Origin of the sequence: Flavobacterium sp. 90, from assembly GCF_004339525.1 — a bacterium.
GTDB lineage: Bacteria > Bacteroidota > Bacteroidia > Flavobacteriales > Flavobacteriaceae > Flavobacterium.
Map to the genome: position 1 here is coordinate 4205791 of NZ_SMGE01000001.1, position 18663 is coordinate 4224453.

General features: G+C 33.4%; 11 protein-coding genes. 8 read left to right on the top strand and 3 right to left on the bottom strand.

The features are described 5' to 3' along the window. The first annotated feature begins 136 nt into the window (after positions 1–136). The gene (fsa, locus tag C8C83_RS17705) at positions 137–793 is read left to right on the top strand and encodes a fructose-6-phosphate aldolase (protein ID WP_099708641.1); all 657 of its coding nucleotides are present in this window, start codon (positions 137–139) and stop codon (positions 791–793) included. 88 nt (positions 794–881) lie between these two features. Next, positions 882–1376, top strand: a complete 495-nt coding sequence (locus C8C83_RS17710; RefSeq protein WP_121330084.1) for a hypothetical protein — start codon at positions 882–884, stop codon at positions 1374–1376. Positions 1377–1518: 142 nt separating this feature from the next. On the opposite strand, the gene C8C83_RS17715 is transcribed toward C8C83_RS17710, so the two are convergent. The 3 genes from C8C83_RS17715 to C8C83_RS17725 form a co-directional block, all read right to left on the bottom strand. After that, positions 1519–2988, bottom strand: coding sequence for an MFS transporter (locus tag C8C83_RS17715; RefSeq protein WP_121329721.1), 1470 nt, complete (start codon positions 2986–2988; stop codon positions 1519–1521). 166 nt (positions 2989–3154) lie between these two features. Next, positions 3155–3856, bottom strand: a complete 702-nt coding sequence (locus tag C8C83_RS17720; RefSeq protein WP_089353920.1) for a LytTR family DNA-binding domain-containing protein — start codon at positions 3854–3856, stop codon at positions 3155–3157. Beyond that, the gene (locus C8C83_RS17725; protein WP_121329722.1) at positions 3846–4898 is read right to left on the bottom strand and encodes a histidine kinase; all 1053 of its coding nucleotides are present in this window, start codon (positions 4896–4898) and stop codon (positions 3846–3848) included. Before C8C83_RS17725 ends, C8C83_RS17720 begins: the two co-directional genes overlap by 11 nt. A 690-nt stretch (positions 4899–5588) precedes the next feature. Here C8C83_RS17725 and C8C83_RS17730 point away from each other — a divergent pair. From C8C83_RS17730 to nagB, 6 genes are all read left to right on the top strand, one after another. Beyond that, the gene (locus C8C83_RS17730) at positions 5589–8777 is read left to right on the top strand and encodes a SusC/RagA family TonB-linked outer membrane protein (RefSeq protein ID WP_121329723.1); all 3189 of its coding nucleotides are present in this window, start codon (positions 5589–5591) and stop codon (positions 8775–8777) included. 11 nt (positions 8778–8788) lie between these two features. Beyond that, on the top strand, positions 8789–10309 hold the full coding sequence (locus C8C83_RS17735) for a SusD/RagB family nutrient-binding outer membrane lipoprotein (protein WP_121329724.1): 1521 nt from the start codon (positions 8789–8791) through the stop codon (positions 10307–10309). 89 nt (positions 10310–10398) lie between these two features. After that, positions 10399–11424, top strand: coding sequence for a glycosyl hydrolase family 18 protein (locus C8C83_RS17740; RefSeq protein WP_121329725.1), 1026 nt, complete (start codon positions 10399–10401; stop codon positions 11422–11424). A 352-nt stretch (positions 11425–11776) separates the two neighbouring features. Then, on the top strand, positions 11777–14815 hold the full coding sequence (locus tag C8C83_RS17745) for a SusC/RagA family TonB-linked outer membrane protein (RefSeq protein WP_121329726.1): 3039 nt from the start codon (positions 11777–11779) through the stop codon (positions 14813–14815). Positions 14816–14972: 157 nt separating this feature from the next. Then, positions 14973–16571, top strand: a complete 1599-nt coding sequence (locus C8C83_RS17750) for a RagB/SusD family nutrient uptake outer membrane protein (protein ID WP_121330085.1) — start codon at positions 14973–14975, stop codon at positions 16569–16571. A gap of 112 nt (positions 16572–16683) precedes the next feature. Then, entirely contained in the window at positions 16684–18621 is a 1938-nt protein-coding gene (gene nagB, locus C8C83_RS17755) for a glucosamine-6-phosphate deaminase (RefSeq protein WP_121329727.1), read from the top strand. Positions 18622–18663: the final 42 nt, after the last annotated feature.

Below are 18663 nucleotides of genomic sequence, written 5' to 3' on the forward strand. Positions count from 1 at the left end.
TTTGCGAGATTAGTTTTATTTCTAAAAGCTTAACTTAATGATGTTGGGATAGAAGTAAACTGTTGAAGTGGTGCGGATAGTTCATTCGTTGCAGTGAACACGCCCAAAATAGGAACACAATTAAATAGATATAATTATGAAATTTTTTATTGACACGGCTAATTTAGCTCAAATTAAAGAAGCACAAGCTTTAGGTGTTTTGGATGGTGTAACAACTAACCCGTCTTTGATGGCAAAAGAAGGAATCACTGGAAAAAACAACATCTTAAAGCATTATGTTGATATCTGTAATCTTGTTGATGGAGATGTGAGTGCTGAAGTTAATGCGCTGGATTATGATGGAATGATCAAAGAAGGTGAAGAATTAGCTGAATTACACGATCAAATCGTTGTAAAATTGCCTATGACTAAGGAAGGTGTAATGGCTGCAAAATATTTTTCGGATAAAGGAATTAAAACTAACGTAACACTTGTTTTTTCTGCTGGACAAGCTTTATTGGCTGCAAAAGCGGGAGCAACTTATGTTTCGCCGTTTATTGGTCGTTTGGATGACGTTTCTACTGATGGTTTAAACTTGATCGAAGAAATTAGATTGATTTTTGATAACTACGGTTACGAAACTCAAATTTTAGCTGCTTCTGTGCGTCATACAATGCATATTGTAAACTGTGCTAAAATTGGTGCTGACGTTATGACTGGACCTCTTTCTGCAATTTACGGATTGTTGAAACACCCATTAACTGATATTGGACTTGCTCAGTTTGTTGCTGATTTCGAAAAAGGAAATAAGTAATTACGAATTACGATAGAATTAAAATCGCCAGTTTCTAAAGAAGCTGGCGATTTTTTTTTATTTTTATATGTCTCAAAAAGAACTACATATGAAAAAAGTAATAGTGTTGTTGGTATTTTTAGCTGCAGGTTTAAATGTGAATGCACAGGCAAAGGTTTTGACAAGTGTAAATGATGCCGGAGATGTGGCTACTTATGAGCTGGATTGTTCGGTTAAATTTCAGACTCTTGCCAAGGGTTTGCGTTATAATATTACACGTCACGAGTTTAAAGGTCCTGATTTGAAAAATTCATACCGATTAATGCTTGTTATGGACGGGTTTTATTCTAAGACATTAAATAATTCGATGACAATTTCGGCAGTATTAAGCGATGGAACTGTTATTGAAGCAAAAAAAATTATTGAGGATGATGGTTTTTTTGATGGCGCTTGTACCTTAAAAATTAAAGATCCAAAAGCATTATTAGCGGCTAATATTGATAAAGTTATAGTTCATGCTGATAAAGATGTTGTTTATACTTTATCGGCGCAAAATAAGGCTATTTTCAAAAAGAATCTCAATGCGATTATTACGGCAAAATAGTTTATTTGGAAAGGTTCAAAGAGACATAGTTGCAAAGGCTCAGAGGTTTGAAATCTGAAAAAAAAAGCAATAAAAAAATTCCAAATTCCAATCATTGATAATTGGAATTTGGAATTTTTAATATTTGAAATTTTATATTTTCTTAGTGACCTCCGCCACCACCTTGTACGTGATCGATACCTTGTCTTTTTAATATTTTTGGACAATAGAATCCGTAGAATCCTAAGTATGCAAAACCAAGAAGTGGTACGATGTATGAGAAGTGTGTCCAAGTGATTCCGAAGATTCCTCCTGGGCTTGTAAGATCAATATCGCAGATACTTCCCTGAATCAAAGGAATAACTCCTCCACCAAGAATCATCATGATTAAGAAAGATGATGCTTTTCCAGTGTTTTTTCCTAAACCTGCAATTGCCAAGTCAAAGATAGATGGCCACATGATAGACAAGAATAAACCTCCAGAGATAAAGAAGAATTTAGCAATTGATGGATCTGGCCATACTAATCCGGCAACCATCATTAATAAACCTGATATTCCGAAAAGCATTAAAGTTTTTCCTGCGTTTTTACCGCCTACAAAACTTACAGCAATGAATAATAGAATCCAAAGTGGGTAGATATAGAATGCAGAAACGTCGTGTGCAGCAAAAATGTTAGCACCAATAATTACTCCAAAAGCAACTGCAGGAACGATGAATTTTAATGCTGTATTTACAAGGTTTGAAGTGTTGAAAACGTTAACACCACCATTCCAACGACCAATCATTAAACTTCCCCAGTAAAGAGCAATAAAAGGTGCGATTGCATCTTCTAATACATTCCCAAATTCTGCGGTATGTAATAAAGCCGGTAAATTACTGATGATTGTAACCTCTGTACCAACATAAATAAAGATTCCTAACATCCCTAAGTATAGTTGTGGGTAATCTAATATGTTGAATTTTTCGTGTGCTACTTTTACAACTTCTTCTTCCTCTTTTGCAGGATCTTCGATTTTAGAGAAGTTCATGAAAATAGCTACTACAATAAATGCAAGTCCAAGGATGATGAATGGTAATTTGATATCTTCTAATGAAAGTGAAGTTCTTTTGTTGTCTCCCATTCCAAATAAAGCGATTCCTAATAAGATTGCTCCAATTGTTGTTCCGAATGAGTTGATTCCTCCTGCCAATGTTAAACGGTGCGCTCCGGTTTGTGGACTTCCCATTTTAATAGCTAAAGGATTTGCTACAATTTGTTGAATTGAAAAACCTAAACCTACAGTAAATAAAGCCGTTAAGAAAAATGGAAAACTTTCCATTGTTGCCGCAGGAATGAATAAAAATGATCCGATAGCTGATAGAACTAATCCAGCAGAAAGCGTTTTTTTATATCCGAATCTTTGTAAAATATCCATTTTTAACGAAATTAAAAAGAAGATAATTGATCCTACAAAGTAAGAAACATAAAAAGCCCAAGCTACTAATTGTGATTGTACTTGAGATAAGGTAAATACTTTTTTGAATACTGGAATTAGGATATCATTGGCCGAACCAACAAAACCCCAAAAGAAGAAAACAATTATCAAAGAGATAAACTGTCCCCATTTGGTTTGAACATTTTCTGAACTCATAATTTAAGAGGTTAATTTTTATTTAATATGTTTTTTGAAGACCGTAAATATATTTGTTAAGTATATCAAAAAAAAATAATTAATAAAAAATAATGTTAAATTTAAACCAACAACAGTATTTATTCAACAAAGTGTTAGTTTTTATAGAGTTATAAATGTTAAATGTTTACTCGAGAATTTTGTTTTTTACCTCTTTACTATAGTTTCTGCCAATAGGAATGGTATAAGACTGAATTTGGATTCGATTTCCTTCTATAGATTTTACTTTATTTAAGGCAATTACATAAGATTTATGAATTCTTAAGAAACGATCTGCGGGTAATTCTTCAGATAATGAGGTTAAAGATTTGTGTGTAATGTAGGTTTTATCAGGCGTCACAACTTTTATGTACTCCTTCATTCCTTCGACGAATAAAATTTCTTCAATATTAATTTTCATCATTTTTTTATCGACTTTGATAAAAATATGAGAATCTCCTTTGGTAGTTTCTACCTTAATATTGTTTTTTAAATTGTACTCGGTTGTGATTTTATTGATGCATTTTATAAATCTCGGTAACGGAATTGGTTTTACTAAATAATCAAGAACATCAAGATCGTAACTTTCGGCAGCAAATTCTCTAAATGCAGTTGTAATGATAACTTTGGTTTTGTTTTCGATTAAGCTAATCAATTCAAATCCCGTCATCATAGGCATATTAATGTCCAGAAAAACAGCATCTACAGAAGTGCTGTTTATAAAATCCAGCGCTTCCAGAGAATTATTAAATGTACCAATTACTTCAAAATCTGTAAAATTGGTAAAGTAATTCTGGAGGACTTTGATAGCCAATGGCTCATCATCGATCAACACGCATTTAATCTTCATCATTAATTGGTATTTGCAAACGGATTATATAGTAATTAAATTTAGTGGCGTACTTAAGACTGAAATCATTCTTGTAAATCAATTTTAATCGTTTTTTGGTATTTACTAAACCAATTCCACCTTTTTGATTAAGATTTTGTGAAATTACAAAATTATTTAAGATTTCAAAATCTAACATTTTATTGTTAGTAACTTTACAATTGATCTTTATTTTTAAGTTAGGATTGTTTAAACTCCCGTGTTTAAAGGCATTTTCGACCAAAGAGATAAAAATCAATGGAGGCACAACAATATCCTCTATATCAGATTCTAAGTTTATCGTAACTTCTACATTTTCAAAGCGTAATTTCTCAATTTCAATATAATTTTGAATGTAATCAATCTCTTTTATCAGAGGAACAAATTTGGTTCCTTTTACATCATATAACACATATTCCATCAAATTTGATAGTTTTATAATCACATCAGGAACCTTATTTGAAGATTCTAATGATAATGCATATAAATTATTTAGTGTATTGAAGAAAAAATGTGGCTGAATTTGATTCTCAAGATATTTTAGCTTGATTTTGAATTGATTTTCTCTCAATGATCTGTTTCTTTCTCTTTCTCGCAACCAGGTCAAAGTCAGGTAAACTGACGAAGCCATTGCGAGAACATACAATTCGCCAATACAAACCGCTACAATATGGTTAATCTCAAAAGGATGATATTCACGATTGGCTTCCGGCCAGATATTTTCGGATATAATATAATAGGTAAGTGCTGTTTTTAATAAATAGATACAAAAAAGGCTCGCCAATAATGAAAATGTATATGTAATATATTTCTGTTTTAATACGTATCTGGGTACTAAAACAAAAAGATTGAAATAGACTAGAGGAATGTGTAAAGAGAACTCAATTAAGTTTGATTTGAACGAATAAGGATAATCATTGAAGTAAGCTCCCCATCTTAAAAAGTTAAGAGTGAAGTAAGTACTCCAAAACCAAATGTGATTTTGAAGTTTAATGTCAAATTTCAATTTTCGAATTTCGCTCAACTTATCGTTTTAATTATTGATTTTTCTGGTTTATCTCTTTAAATAATGTGCAACTTTAAACAATTAGTTGCTTAATCGCAATTCTTTTGAATATTATTTTGAAAAAAAATAGAATTCGTGTGTTTTTTATTTGATGTAACGTTTTCGTAAAACATATTATTTATTGTTTTGTGCCGTTTGTTTAAGGTTTAGATTTTTCTAAAAAAAAGAATCTTGTAATATGTAAAATGATGCCTGATTAGGTTTTGGATTTTTATTATAATTTAAGATTATTTTAAGAGTTTGAGATTTAATAAGGCATCTTTACTTTATAGGAATTTGTGAAGGTTAGCAATGCTGAATTAGATATCATATTTTGAATTTCTTAAATATGATTCTGATTATTAGTGGTTTAAATTTTGAGTGATTTATAATGCTTTGTGTTTGCAAAATATTTTCAATTATTGACATGAAAAGCTTAAAATGTTAATCGTTATTGAGTAATTATTTGTTATTTGGGAATTTTATTGCAGGAAATCATTGTATTTTTGCAAAAAAATTGAAAAATAATGCATTGAAAACGTTTTCGAATAACACATTATTGATTGTTTTGTGTCGTTGGTTTAAAATTTTAAGTCGTTTGTATAATAATTTTTTTTTAACAGTACGTTAACAATAAATTTACGACTTAACCAACAAAACCATGATAAAATGAAACAAATTATGTTAATCTTTATGATTGTATTTACGGCGCAGGTCTCGCTTGCACAGGTAAAGACGATCAAAGGTTTAGTAAGCGATCACAACGGATTGCCGTTGCCAGGAGTAACTGTTATTATTCAGGGCACAAAAACTGCAACCCAATCTGATTATGACGGAAAATATACGATACAAGCATCGACAGGAGATGTACTTGTTTTTTCGTATATAGGTATTAAAACTCAAGCTGTAACCGTGGCCGGTTCTGCTACAATAAATGTTGTACTTACAGAAGATGCACAAAACTTAAATGAAGTCGTTGTTACTGCATTAGGTATCAAAAGACAAAAGAAAGAGTTGGGTTATGCAGTTCAGGATGTAAAAGGCGACCAATTAAGTAAAGTAATAACAACAAATGTTGCTTCGGGACTTTCGGGAAGAATTGCCGGAGTTGATGTTTCGTTACCAGCAACCGGGATTGGCGGTAGTTCAAGGGTTATCATTAGAGGTATTTCGAGTATAGGTGAGAGTAATCAACCGCTTTATATTGTAGATGGAGTTCCTATTGATAACTCAGGTTTGAATAATGATAGTGCTGCAGCCAGCAAATGGTTTGATGGAAGAGATAACGGAGACGGAATTTCGAGCATTAATCCAAATAATATTGAGAGTTTAACAGTTCTAAAAGGAGCTGCTGCATCAGCATTGTATGGTTCAAGAGCGTTGAATGGTGTAATTTTAATTACAACTAAAAAAGGAAGTAAAGGTAAATTACAAGTCGAATTAACAAGTGGTGTTAGCTTTGACAGAGTAAATGCTAAATATAAAGATTTTCAAGGTGATTATGGTAGCGGAAGTCATGGTGTATTGCCAGATCCTACAAAAGCACCAGAAGAATTATACGGATATACTACAAGTGCTTGGGGACCTAAATTTTCAAATTCAATAGGACAACAGGTTAAAATATTTGATGGTTCTATGAAACCTTATGCCAGAGTTGATAATAATATTCAGGACTTTTTCAGAACAGGATTTACAACAACAAACGGAATTGCACTTTCTGGAGGTAGCGAAACGGCTTATGTTCGTTTTGGATATAACAATTTGAAAAATGATGACGTTATTCCTAATTCTGGTTTAGAAAGAAATGATGCTAGTTTAAACGCAACTTTAAAATCAGAGAAATTTACATTGGATGCTAATGTGAATTACATGATCGAAACTACCGCTAACAGACCTGGTTTGGGAGATTCGCCAAACAATGTTGGATATTCTTTGAGTAGTTTAGCACCAAATATTGATCAGGCATGGCTTCAGCATTATAAAAATGAGGCTACAGGAGAAATCTATAAATGGAATAATAATATTTATCAGCTAAATCCTTATTTTACAGTAGATGCCAATCACAACTCTTCTAAGAAAAACCGTTTTATGGGTAATGTTGCGGGAACGTATCAACTTGCAAAATGGGTGGGATTGACTTTTAGAAGTGGTTTAGATACTTATCTTTTTACTGCTAAAGATTTCATGTCACCTGGAGGTACCTGGCCAGCAAGAGAAACTGGATATTTGGGATTAAATGATATTACTGTTTCTGAAATGAATACTGATGTTATTGCTAATTTCAGCGAAATTAAATTAGCTACAGATTTGACATTCTCAGGAATTTTGGGAGCAAACAGAAGAGATTTCAGAAGACAGGAAAATTCTAGTTTCGGAACAAATATTATTGAACCGGGAACAGAATATATTAGTAATTTTTCTAATCAAACGATAAATGCACCATCAGTAACTAAAACAAGAACAAACTCTGTTTACGGTTCTGCAAAGCTTGATTACAAAGGATATTTATATGCTGAATTTACAGGAAGAAATGACTGGTTTAGCGTTATTGACAAAGATGCTTTCTATCCTGGAGCTTCGTTAGGTTTTATCTTTTCGGATGCATTTAATATTAAGAGCGATACTTTTTCTTATGGAAAATTCAGAGCTTCCTGGGCAAAAGTTTCTAATGCACCGGGAGCTTACAAAAACTCATTAAACTATACTACTTATTCTTCTTATGACGGACAAAGTGTTGTGAATGTTAAGAATACATCGGCACCAAATGCTAATTTAACGTATCAAACGAAGAAAGGAATCGAGTTTGGTTTAGAAACAGCATGGTTCAAAAATAGATTAAGAGCTGATATTACAGTTTATCGTGAAGATACTTCAGATCAAACACTTGATTTAGCATCTTCTGCAACTTCAGGATATGAATTTCTTTCTGTAAATGCCGGAGAATTGCGTAACGAAGGTATTGAGATCTTTTTATCTGGTACACCAATAAAAACTAAGGATTTTGAATGGGGAATTGACTTGAACTTTTCTAAGAATAAAAACTCAATTCTTTCTCTTCATCCGGATATTAATACTTACACTATTTCTGAGGCTCGTTGGGCTAATGCTGCAATTGTTGCACAAGTTGGCGGACAATACGGAAGTATTATTGGAAGAGATTTTGAAAGAACACCACAAGGAGAAATGATTGTTGGCGCAAACGGACTTCCTACTTATACAGAGAATAAAGTTGTTTTAGGAAAAGGTGTTCCGGATTGGGCAGCTGGTTTAACAAACAGATTTTCTTATAAAGGGATTACGCTTCAATTTTTATTGGATATGAAATTTGGTATGGATGTATATTCTATGACAAATTCACTTGCAGCTGCAAAAGGACTTTTGGATATTACTACAGAAGGAAGAGATGAATTTATTGCTGCAAGAACACAAGCTGCTGCAAGCGATCCTAATTTTGTTTTTAAAGACTGGGTTCCTACAGCTGGTTATGTGGCAAATGGAGTTGTAAATACAGGAACTGCCGATAATCCGGTTTATGTGAAAAATACAAAACCTGTAGATCCACAAGAATATTGGAGAAGCGTTACAGACGCTACACCGGCACCGTTTATTTATGATGCTTCTTACGTTAAACTAAGAGAGGTAAGTTTAGGGTACACTATACCTAAAAGTGTTTTTGAAGGAGCAAAGATCAATTCAATTTATTTTTCTGTATTTGCAAGAAACTTATTGACATTCAATAAAGATTTACCAAACATTGATCCTGAATCTATGTATACTTCCGGAAACGGACAAGGGTTTGAGTATGGTTCATTGCCATCGAGACAATCATATGGTTTTAATATTAAAGTTACATTCTAAAAAAGTAAATTATGAAAACTAAGCATATAATAATAGTTCTACTTTCAGTATTTACTGTAGTAGGCTGTACAGACAACTTTGATGAGCTGATAAAAGATCCGGTTGCGTTAAGTCCAAATCCGGCAGGTCAGCTCACATTTACTCAGTTATGTATGTCCGGTAATGGATATTATCAACATAGAACCAATTTGATATATTCGGGAGGTTTTATTCAGCATTATTCCGGTTCATGGGCAGTAACAGAATATGGCGGAAAATTTAAGCCAGTCGATGATTATGCAACGGCGCTATGGAGAAGTGTATATTCTAATGAAATGAAAAATGTTGTAGATATCATTGATAAGACTAGTGGAGATCCTGCGGCGAGAAATATGAATGCTGTTGGTAAAATTATGAAAGTAATGATTGCACAGCGTTTAACTGATATTTATGGAGATGTTCCTTATTCTGAAGCTGGTTTGGGTTTCTCTAAAGGAATCGTAACTCCTAAATATGATAAACAAGAAGATATATACAATTCCTTTTTTAAAGAATTAGAAGAAGCTTCTGCCCAGTTAAATGCTGGTGGAGGCTCAGTAAAAGGAGACTTATTTTATAGTGGAGATATTTCAAAGTGGAAAAAACTTGCCAATACAATGCGTTTACGTTTGGCTATGAGAATCTCAGAAATAAAACCCGCAGAAGCAGAAAAGCAAGCAAAAGCAGCTTTCCAAGGTGGAGTTTTTGAAAGTAATGCTGATAACTGTATTATGAAGCATTTGAGTTTTCCTTTTAATGATGATCCTGCAAAACTTGATTTTAGAGGAAACGGATTGTCTTACGGTTTTATTGGAGATCAGGGAGGAGATCACTTTAGTTCTTTGCTTATTAATTATTTAAGAGATAATGGAGATCCTAGATTAACGATGTTGGCAACGCCAAAAACAGCAAGTTCAACAGGTGGTGGAGGACCTAAACCGGGAGAAAATTTATATGAAGGAGTTGTTCCGGGATCTTTTATCTGGGAAGTTCCGGGAGGTTCAGAAGCAGTATCAGATATTCAACCTTACTATCAGCAATTAACGACTCCGTTTTTACATGTGAGTTATTCAGAGTCACAATTGTTATTAGCAGAAGCGGCTTACAGAGGATGGATTTCAGGTTCAGCAGCAGACTTTTATAAAAAAGGAGTTGAGGCAGGCGTAAAACAGTTAGAAATTTATGGTGCACCTGCTGCAAGTCAAGCTAGTATCAATACTTATCTATCTGCAAAACCGTTAGTGGCAGGAACAGAAAAAGAACAAATTGCAACACAACTTTGGGTTACTTATTTGTTTAATAGTATCGAAGCTTATTCAAACTGGAGAAGAACAGGATTTCCTCATTTAGTACCAATAACAAATTCAGATTCCGGAACTGGCGGAGTTGTACCAACACGTTTGTACTATCCAAATGATGAGATGCAGAAAAATCAGAAAAACTATGAGGAAGCTGTCGCAAGACTTGGAGGAAAGAATGATTGGTTAGGTAAAGTTTGGTGGGATGCAAATTAAAAAATAGTCCAAAAATATAAAGTCATGCCTAATAAGGTGTTATTTTCATTCTAATTAAAATTGAAACCACAAGTTTAAAATTAAAAATTATGATAAAAAATAAAGCCTTATTAGGCATCCTTTTTTTTATAAGCTCACTTTTGTCTGCTTATAGTTGTTCAACTGACAAAGAAACAAATCCGATAAATATAAAAACTAAAACAGCCAGAGTTGTTGGATATTTATCAACGGATAATATTAGCAAAATGAATTCGATGCAGTTTTGCAAATTAACACACCTTAATATAGCATTTGCAAATCCTGATAAAAATGGGAATCTAATTTTTTCAGGAGATATTGATGCACTTATTAAATATGCTAAATCGGTTAATCCTAATATTGTAATAAGCATTTCTCTTGCAGGTGGGGTTATTTCTCCAGAGCAAGCTGCAAATTGGTCTTATTTAATTGATAAACCCGAAAATAGACCGGCTTTAATTCAAAACATACTAAATTTTGTCGAATTGCACCATTTAGACGGAGTAGATGTAGATCTCGAATGGGATGCAGTAACTTCAGGATATAGCGGTTTTGTTATTGAATTAAAAAAGAGTCTTGCAGAACATAAAAAACTTTTAACTGCTGCTTTACCCAATAATACCAGATTCGAAAATATAAATTCAGAAGCTTTGAATGCGTTCGATTTTCTAAATATTATGGCGTATGATAGTACTGGTCCGTGGACTCCTAATAATCCGGGACAACATAGTTCGATGGCTTTCGCCAAAGACGGAATTATTTTTTGGCACAAACTTCAAAATGTATCCAGTGATAAACTGACTCTTGGTGTTCCTTTTTATGGATATAATTTTACATATCCGGAAGCTACCAGTTCTACTTTTGCTCAGATTGTAGAAGCAGGAACTCAATTTGCAGATCAGGATGAAATAGGAAAAATTTATTATAACGGAAGACCAACCATTTCACAAAAAGTAGAATTTGCTTCTGAGAATACGGGAGGAATTATGATTTGGGAATTGGCACAAGATTCTTTTGGTGAATATTCTTTGCTGGATGTTATTCATAAAAAATATACTTCTTTAAAAACTAAAACAACCGGATTGTGTGGGAATTAGAAACTTTAGAAAACTAAATTTTTTGGTGCTATAATCTCAGGTATTTGTGATTACTAATATTTTGTTAAAATTAAATATTTATTATCAAAAGTATTGATTTTAAAGCTAAATATCAGCTAATTACCTCTTTATTGATGATTCAACATTTGTTAACTAAATTCCTTGTTTTTTTAATTAAAAATTATATATAAGTGAAAAACGTTAGGATATATCAATATGAAAACGTTTTCGCATAACGTATTATTGAATGATTTATGTCGTTTGTTTAAAATTTATTGCTGTTTGTATAAATTATTTTTTTTAACAATCCCTTAAGAATAAATTTACACCATAACTAACAAAATAAATAAACATGAAAAAAATTTTCTTAATCTTTATGATTGTTTTTACGGCGCAAGTTTCGCTTGCTCAGGTAAGAAATGTTAAAGGTGTGATTACAGATTCTGCAGGGATGCCATTGCCAGGTGCATCTGTTGCTGTACAAGGAGGTCAAAAAGGTGCTTCTACCGATTTTGATGGTTTGTATACAATTGAAGTGCAAAAAGGACAAACTTTAGTTTTTAGCTATGTTGGTCTTGAAACACAAACTATCGTTGTAGGTGATGCTTCTACAATTAATGTAAAAATGCAACAAGCTTCATCTAATGCATTAAATGAAGTTGTAGTAACATCTTTAGGGCTTAAAAAATCAAAAAAGACTTTAACTTATGCTGCACAAGAAGTAAAAGGTGAAGAGGTTACAAGAGTTAAAGATGCCAATTTAATGAACAGTTTATCTGGTAAAGTTGCCGGTATGATTGTTGGAAAAAGTTCTGCTGGAGCTGGAGGTGCTGTAAAAGTAACTATTCGTGGTAACTCATCTGCTACAAACAATCAGCCATTATATGTTGTTGACGGAATCCCATTATTGAACTCTACTTCTGCTATGTCAAACCAGGTTTTTGGTGATACAGCCGGAGGTAACAGAGATGGTGGAGATGCAATCTCAATGATGAATCCTGATGACATCGAATCTATGACAGTACTTAAAGGAGCTTCTGCAGCTGCTTTGTACGGTTCTCAAGGTGCGAATGGTGTTATCTTAATAACAACTAAAAAAGGAAAAGAAGGAAAAGTAACGGCAAATTATAATTCAAGTGTATTTGTAGACAATGTAGTTTCTTTGCCAGATTTTCAAACTAATTATGGTTCAGCTCCATCATCTGATTTATCTTGGGGACCAGCAAAAAAATCTCCTGATCATGTTAAAGGGTTTTATAATACTGGTGTAACTATGATTAACTCTATCGCTATAAACGGTGGTAGCGATAAGGCGACAACTAGTCTTACTTATGCAAATACTAACGTTGATGGTGTGATACCAACAAACGAGTTTAAGAAAAATAACATTGCGCTTCGTCAAAGCATTAAATTGTTTGATGATAAAGTAACTGTTGATGCGTCATTATCTTATGCTGAACAAAAAATCAACAATAAACCAACAAATGGATTATACTTCAACCCATTAACAGGAGTTTATTTGTTTCCAAGAGGAAATGATTTTGCTGACTACTATAAGAATTACGAACAATTTAATTCTACTAGAAACTTAATGGACCAAAGATGGCCATCAGCGACTTCAGATATTATTCAAAACCCGGGTTGGATTTTAAATAGAAATGCTTCTATCGATAAAAATCAATCATTAATTAGTTCTGCTGCAATTTCATATAAAGCAAACAACTGGTTAAGTTTTAAAGCTAGAGGAGGTTATAACAGATTGTATAATACATTTGATAAAAGAATGTACGCAGGAACAAATGAAACTTTGGCTCCATCTACAGGTAGATACATCTACTCAGATAGTGAAAGTTACCAATTATATGGTGATTTGATTGCTACGATCAACACAAAATTCAATGATGATTTCACATTCAGTGCTACTCTTGGTACGAGTTTAACAAAATCTACAGTTAATGACGCTTATGTAAGTGATTCAGGTCAAAAGAATGGATTAATTAATGCAAACTGGTTTAATACAGGTAACTTTGTGTCTGCTGAAAGAAATGCTCACACTATTGGAGGTAAAAAAGAAGTTCAATCAGTTTTTGCAAGTGCAACTTTTGGTTACAAAGACATGCTTTATCTTGATGTAACAGGAAGAAATGACTGGTCTTCAACTTTAGTGAATACAGATAACTTAAGTTTCTTTTATCCTTCGGTAGGTTTATCAGCAATTTTAAGCCAAATGGTAACATTGCCAGAAGCAATAAGTTATGCAAAAGTAAGAGCTTCTTATGCTCAAGTAGGTAATGATGTTTCTGCTTTTTTAACTTCACCTGTAAATACAATAGTTGGTGGTCAAGTTACTCCGCCATTAGTTGGACCAAAACCAGGTACTTCTTTGAAACCGGAAATGCAAAATTCTTATGAATTTGGTACAGAGTGGAGATTCTTGAATAATAGAATCGGATTTGATTTTACTTACTATAGAAACGAAACTAAAAATCAATTAATTACTGCTCCGGCTCCAATTCCAAATACTACAGGATACCAAAACTATGCATTTAATGCTGGTAGTATCGAAAACAAAGGTTTTGAGATTACTTTAACAGGTAAAGCAATTGCTAATGATAATTTTTCTTGGGATCTTGGATTAAATTATGCTTCAAATAAAAATACAGTACTTGATTTAGGTGCTGGTGCAAATGGAGGTGTTAATACTGTTGTTTTAACTAACGGAGATCCAAATAGCTATAAATATGTTTTAGAAGTAGGAAAACCATTTGGTGAAATTCAAGGAAAAAATATAGTTAGAAATGCTCAGGGACAAATCGTACTTGATAAAGATAAGAATATTCAAAAAACGGACTTTGTTGATTTAGGTAGCTCTAATCCTGATTTTATGTTAGGTTTTTCTAACTCATTCAAATACAAAAAATTGACTTTAAATTTACTTATTGATGGTAGATTTGGTGGTCACGTAATGAGTATGACTGAAGCAATGCTTGATTATTATGGTGTTTCTAAAAAAAGTGGTGATGCAAGAGATGCTGGAGGAGTTAAGATAAATGCAGTAGATCAAGATGGAAATGCAGTAACAACAATGGATGCTCAAAAATATTATTCACAAGTTGGTAATAGAGCTGGTGCAACAGGAGAATATATGTACAAAGCTACAAACGTGAAATTAGGAGAAGTTTCTTTAGGATATACTTTTGATTTCAGTAAAGAAACAGTTTTCAAAACAGTGAATCTTGCACTTGTTGGTAAAAACTTATTTTTCTTCTACAAAGATGCTCCGTTTGATCCAAACGTAACATTAAGTTCTGGAGAAGGATTACAAGGTGTTGATATTTTTGGTGCTCCATCAACAAGAAGTATTGGTGTTAATTTAAATTTAACTTTCTAAATAATATAATATAAGGACAAAACCTTTTGGTTGTTGTAAGAGAATCTTGTTTGTTGATTGAATGTAGAATAGTGTAAAAACAACAAACAATTAACCCTAAAATGGGGTGGCTTATAAATCAATAAAAATGATTTTAATTAACGATAAAAATTCACAGATGAAAAATAAATTATTAATATTTGGTTCAGTTTTAGCTCTTGCATTAGGCAGCTGTACAAATAACTTTGAGGATATAAATACCAACGAGACCGGTTTTAGTAACCATGAATTAGAACAAGACTTTAATCAGGTAAAAGCGCCTATTAAGACAATGCAAAGGGGGATGTATATCCTGGTTGCAGATGACTGGCAAGGAGATATTCAGTTTAACTTAAATGCTGATATTTTTTCAGGATATATGGGGACACCTCATGATTTTGAAGGTAATAGAAACAACTCAACTTATGTTCTTTTAGATGGTTGGAATGGTGCAGAATGGGTTCAGAAGTATCAAAGAGAAATGGTTAACGCATACAACCTTGAGAAATTAACAAAAGGAAAATTTCCTCAGTTTTATGCTTGGTCTTTGATCTTGAAAGTTTATGCAATGCACAAAACTACTGATTATTATGGACCTATCGTTTATTCAGGTTTTGGAAATGCTGATGGAACGACTCCTTACGATTCTCAAAAAGCAGTTTACGATCAGTTTTTCGCCGAATTGAAAACAGCTATAGATATTTTGAATGCTAAAATTGTTGAAGATCCAAGTATTGCACCAGAAAAAGTAACTTTTTTCCCTGATCCTAAAGATCCAACAGATGGAACTACAGCTAAAGGTAAAATGTTGAATTGGATAAAATTTGCTAACTCTTTACGTTTACGTTTAGCAATGAGAATTTCTAACATAGATCCGGTTAAAGCAAAAGCAGAAGCAGAAGCAGCGGTTTCAGGTTTTGGAGTTATTACAACAAATAATGAGAATATGGCTTATTTAGCAGAGCATCCTGTTAAAACATATACAGGTCCTTGGGCAGATATCAATGCAGGTGGAGCGATTACTTCTATCATGAATGGTTATAATGACCCAAGAAGAGAGACTTTCTTTCATACTGCTAAGGGCGGAGTTTATCAAGGTATTAGAATGGGTTCTATAGTTGATGCTGAATACAGAACAGCTCAAGCAGATTTATTCTCTAAAGTTGGACCTATTGTAGAAAATGATATGATTCCTTGGTTTAATGCATCTGAATCTCACTTCTTAAAAGCAGAAGCGGCATTAAAAGGATGGAATGTTGGCGGATCTGCTCAATCATTTTATGAATCAGGAATTACAACTTCGTTTGCTCAATTAGGAGCAGGAAGTGCATCAGCTTATATTAATGATGATACTTCAATGCCAGCTAATTTTACTGATCCATTAAATCCAACTAATAATATTGCAGCACAAAATTTAGTATCAGTAAAATGGTCTGATGCAGCATCAAATGAAGTGAAATTGCAAAAAATTATTACTCAAAAATGGATTGCTATTTTCCCTGACGGGCAAGAAGCTTGGGCTGAAACTAGAAGAACAGGATATCCAAAATTATTCTTACCGGCAAATAACTTTTCAGGAGGAAAAATTCCAGATGGAACTTTTGTAAGAAGAGTAAATTTCTATGTTAACGAAAAAACGGGTAATCCAGCAGGTTACGCTCAAGGTGTAAGCCTTTTAGGAGGTCCTGACACAGGAGCAACTAGACTTTGGTGGGATACTGGAGTTAACAAATTCTAATAAACATACAGAATAAAAGAATTTAAGTTTGGTTAGTAAATGGTATAAGTAATGAAAATTGCTTATACCATTTCAAAAACCAAAATTGTAAATAGCAAAAAAAGAAAAAGAAATGAAAAGTGCTTTAGAAATAAAACCTGATATCAGCTATAAAAGCGCAGGAAAATTTGAAGAAACTCGATTTGAAAAAATTCATAACGAAATCTTCAAAAGTTCTGTAGAAGCTTCAGTAATTGTAGCGCAGGAAATTGCGCAATTAATTAGATCTAAACAAGACAAAGGTAAATCTTGCGTATTAGGTTTAGCAACAGGTTCTTCTCCTATAAAAGTATATGAGGAATTAGTGAGAATGCACAGAGAAGAAGGCTTGAGTTTTAGCAATGTAATCACTTTTAACCTGGATGAATATTATCCAATGACAAAAGAGAACAATCAGAGCTATCATTATTTCATGCATCAGCATCTTTTTAATCACATTGACATTAATCCAGATAATGTTAATATTCCAGATGGAACCGTTCATATTGATGAATTAAATCAATATTGCATCGACTACGAAATGAATATTAAAAATGCCGGAGGATTAGATTTTCAACTATTAGGAATTGGTCGTACAGGTCACGTAGGTTTCAACGAACCTGGATCACACATCAATTCAGGAACCAGAATTATTACACTGGATCACATTACAAGAGTAGACGCTTCATCAGATTTTAATGGTATTGATAACGTTCCTAAAAGAGCGATTACCATGGGAGTTTCTACGATTTTAAGATCAAAGAGAATCGTATTAATGGCTTGGGGACAAAACAAAGCCGATATCATCAAAAGAACTATTCAGGGAGATATCAGTTCAGAAGTTCCTGCGACATTTTTACAAAATCATCCTAATGCGACTTTCGTATTAGACCAGTCTGCAGCATCAGAATTAACGCGTTTCAAAACGCCTTGGTTAGTTGGAGAATGCATCTGGAATCAGGAATTAAAAAGCAAAGCGATTGTTTGGTTGTGCCAAAAAACAAAACAATCAATCTTAAAATTAACAGACAGAGATTACAACAACAACGGAATGTCTGATCTTTTGGCACAAGAAGGTTCTGCTTATGATTTGAACATCAATATGTTCAACGTATTGCAGCATACCATTACAGGATGGCCAGGTGGAAAACCAAATACAGACGATTCTCATCGTCCGGAAAGAGCCAATCCGGCAAAAAAACGAGTGATTCTTTTTAGTCCGCATCCGGATGACGATGTGATTTCTATGGGAGGAACTTTTTCAAAATTGATAAAACAAGGTCACGATGTACACGTTGTATATCAAACCTCCGGAAATATTGCAGTTACAGACGACGAAGCATTGAAATTTGCTGAGGTTGCCAAAGATTTTATTGGTGAAGCAGGCGCAGGAATCAACTTCAAATCTGTGATTGAATTTTTGAATAGCAAATCAGAAAATCAAATCGATTCTCTTGAAGTTCGAAAATTAAAAGGATTAATCAGAAGAAGAGAATCTTATGCAGCGACAAGATATATTGGGCTGAAAGATGAAAATACACACTTTTTAGATCTTCCGTTTTACGAAACAGGACAGGTAAAAAAGAATCCATTAGGACCAGAAGATATTGCGATTGTAAAAGATATCATTGCACAAATCAAACCACATCAGGTATTTGCTGCAGGAGATTTGGCAGATCCACACGGAACTCACGAAGTTTGTCTAAATGCAATTTTTGCGGCTTTGAAGGAATTAAAACCGGAGAAATACATGGACGATTGCTGGTTGTGGTTGTACAGAGGAGCTTGGCACGAATGGGATATTCACGAAATTGATATGGCCGTTCCGCTTTCTCCATCAGAAGTATTGCTAAAACGTCATGCGATTTTGTACCACCAATCTCAAAAAGACAGAGTAATGTTTCAAGGAAATGACTCAAGAGAATTCTGGGTTAGAGCCGAAGATCGTAACAAAAATACAGCGATTCTATACGATGAATTAGGATTGGCTGAATACGAAGCAATTGAAGCTTTTAAGCGTTTTGATTACTAGAGTTGTTTTATAAAGATTCGGTTTGGAGCGAATCAAATTCAA

Coding starts and splice junctions, on each gene's coding strand:
- C8C83_RS17720 (WP_089353920.1), bottom strand. CDS start 3,856: ATGAAGATTAAATGCGTGTTGATCGATGATGAGCCATTGGCTATCAAA.
- C8C83_RS17735 (WP_121329724.1), top strand. CDS start 8,789: ATGAAAACTAAGCATATAATAATAGTTCTACTTTCAGTATTTACTGTA.
- C8C83_RS17745 (WP_121329726.1), top strand. CDS start 11,777: ATGAAAAAAATTTTCTTAATCTTTATGATTGTTTTTACGGCGCAAGTT.
- C8C83_RS17740 (WP_121329725.1), top strand. CDS start 10,399: ATGATAAAAAATAAAGCCTTATTAGGCATCCTTTTTTTTATAAGCTCA.
- C8C83_RS17730 (WP_121329723.1), top strand. CDS start 5,589: ATGAAACAAATTATGTTAATCTTTATGATTGTATTTACGGCGCAGGTC.
- C8C83_RS17750 (WP_121330085.1), top strand. CDS start 14,973: ATGAAAAATAAATTATTAATATTTGGTTCAGTTTTAGCTCTTGCATTA.
- nagB (WP_121329727.1), top strand. CDS start 16,684: ATGAAAAGTGCTTTAGAAATAAAACCTGATATCAGCTATAAAAGCGCA.
- C8C83_RS17715 (WP_121329721.1), bottom strand. CDS start 2,988: ATGAGTTCAGAAAATGTTCAAACCAAATGGGGACAGTTTATCTCTTTG.
- fsa (WP_099708641.1), top strand. CDS start 137: ATGAAATTTTTTATTGACACGGCTAATTTAGCTCAAATTAAAGAAGCA.
- C8C83_RS17710 (WP_121330084.1), top strand. CDS start 882: ATGAAAAAAGTAATAGTGTTGTTGGTATTTTTAGCTGCAGGTTTAAAT.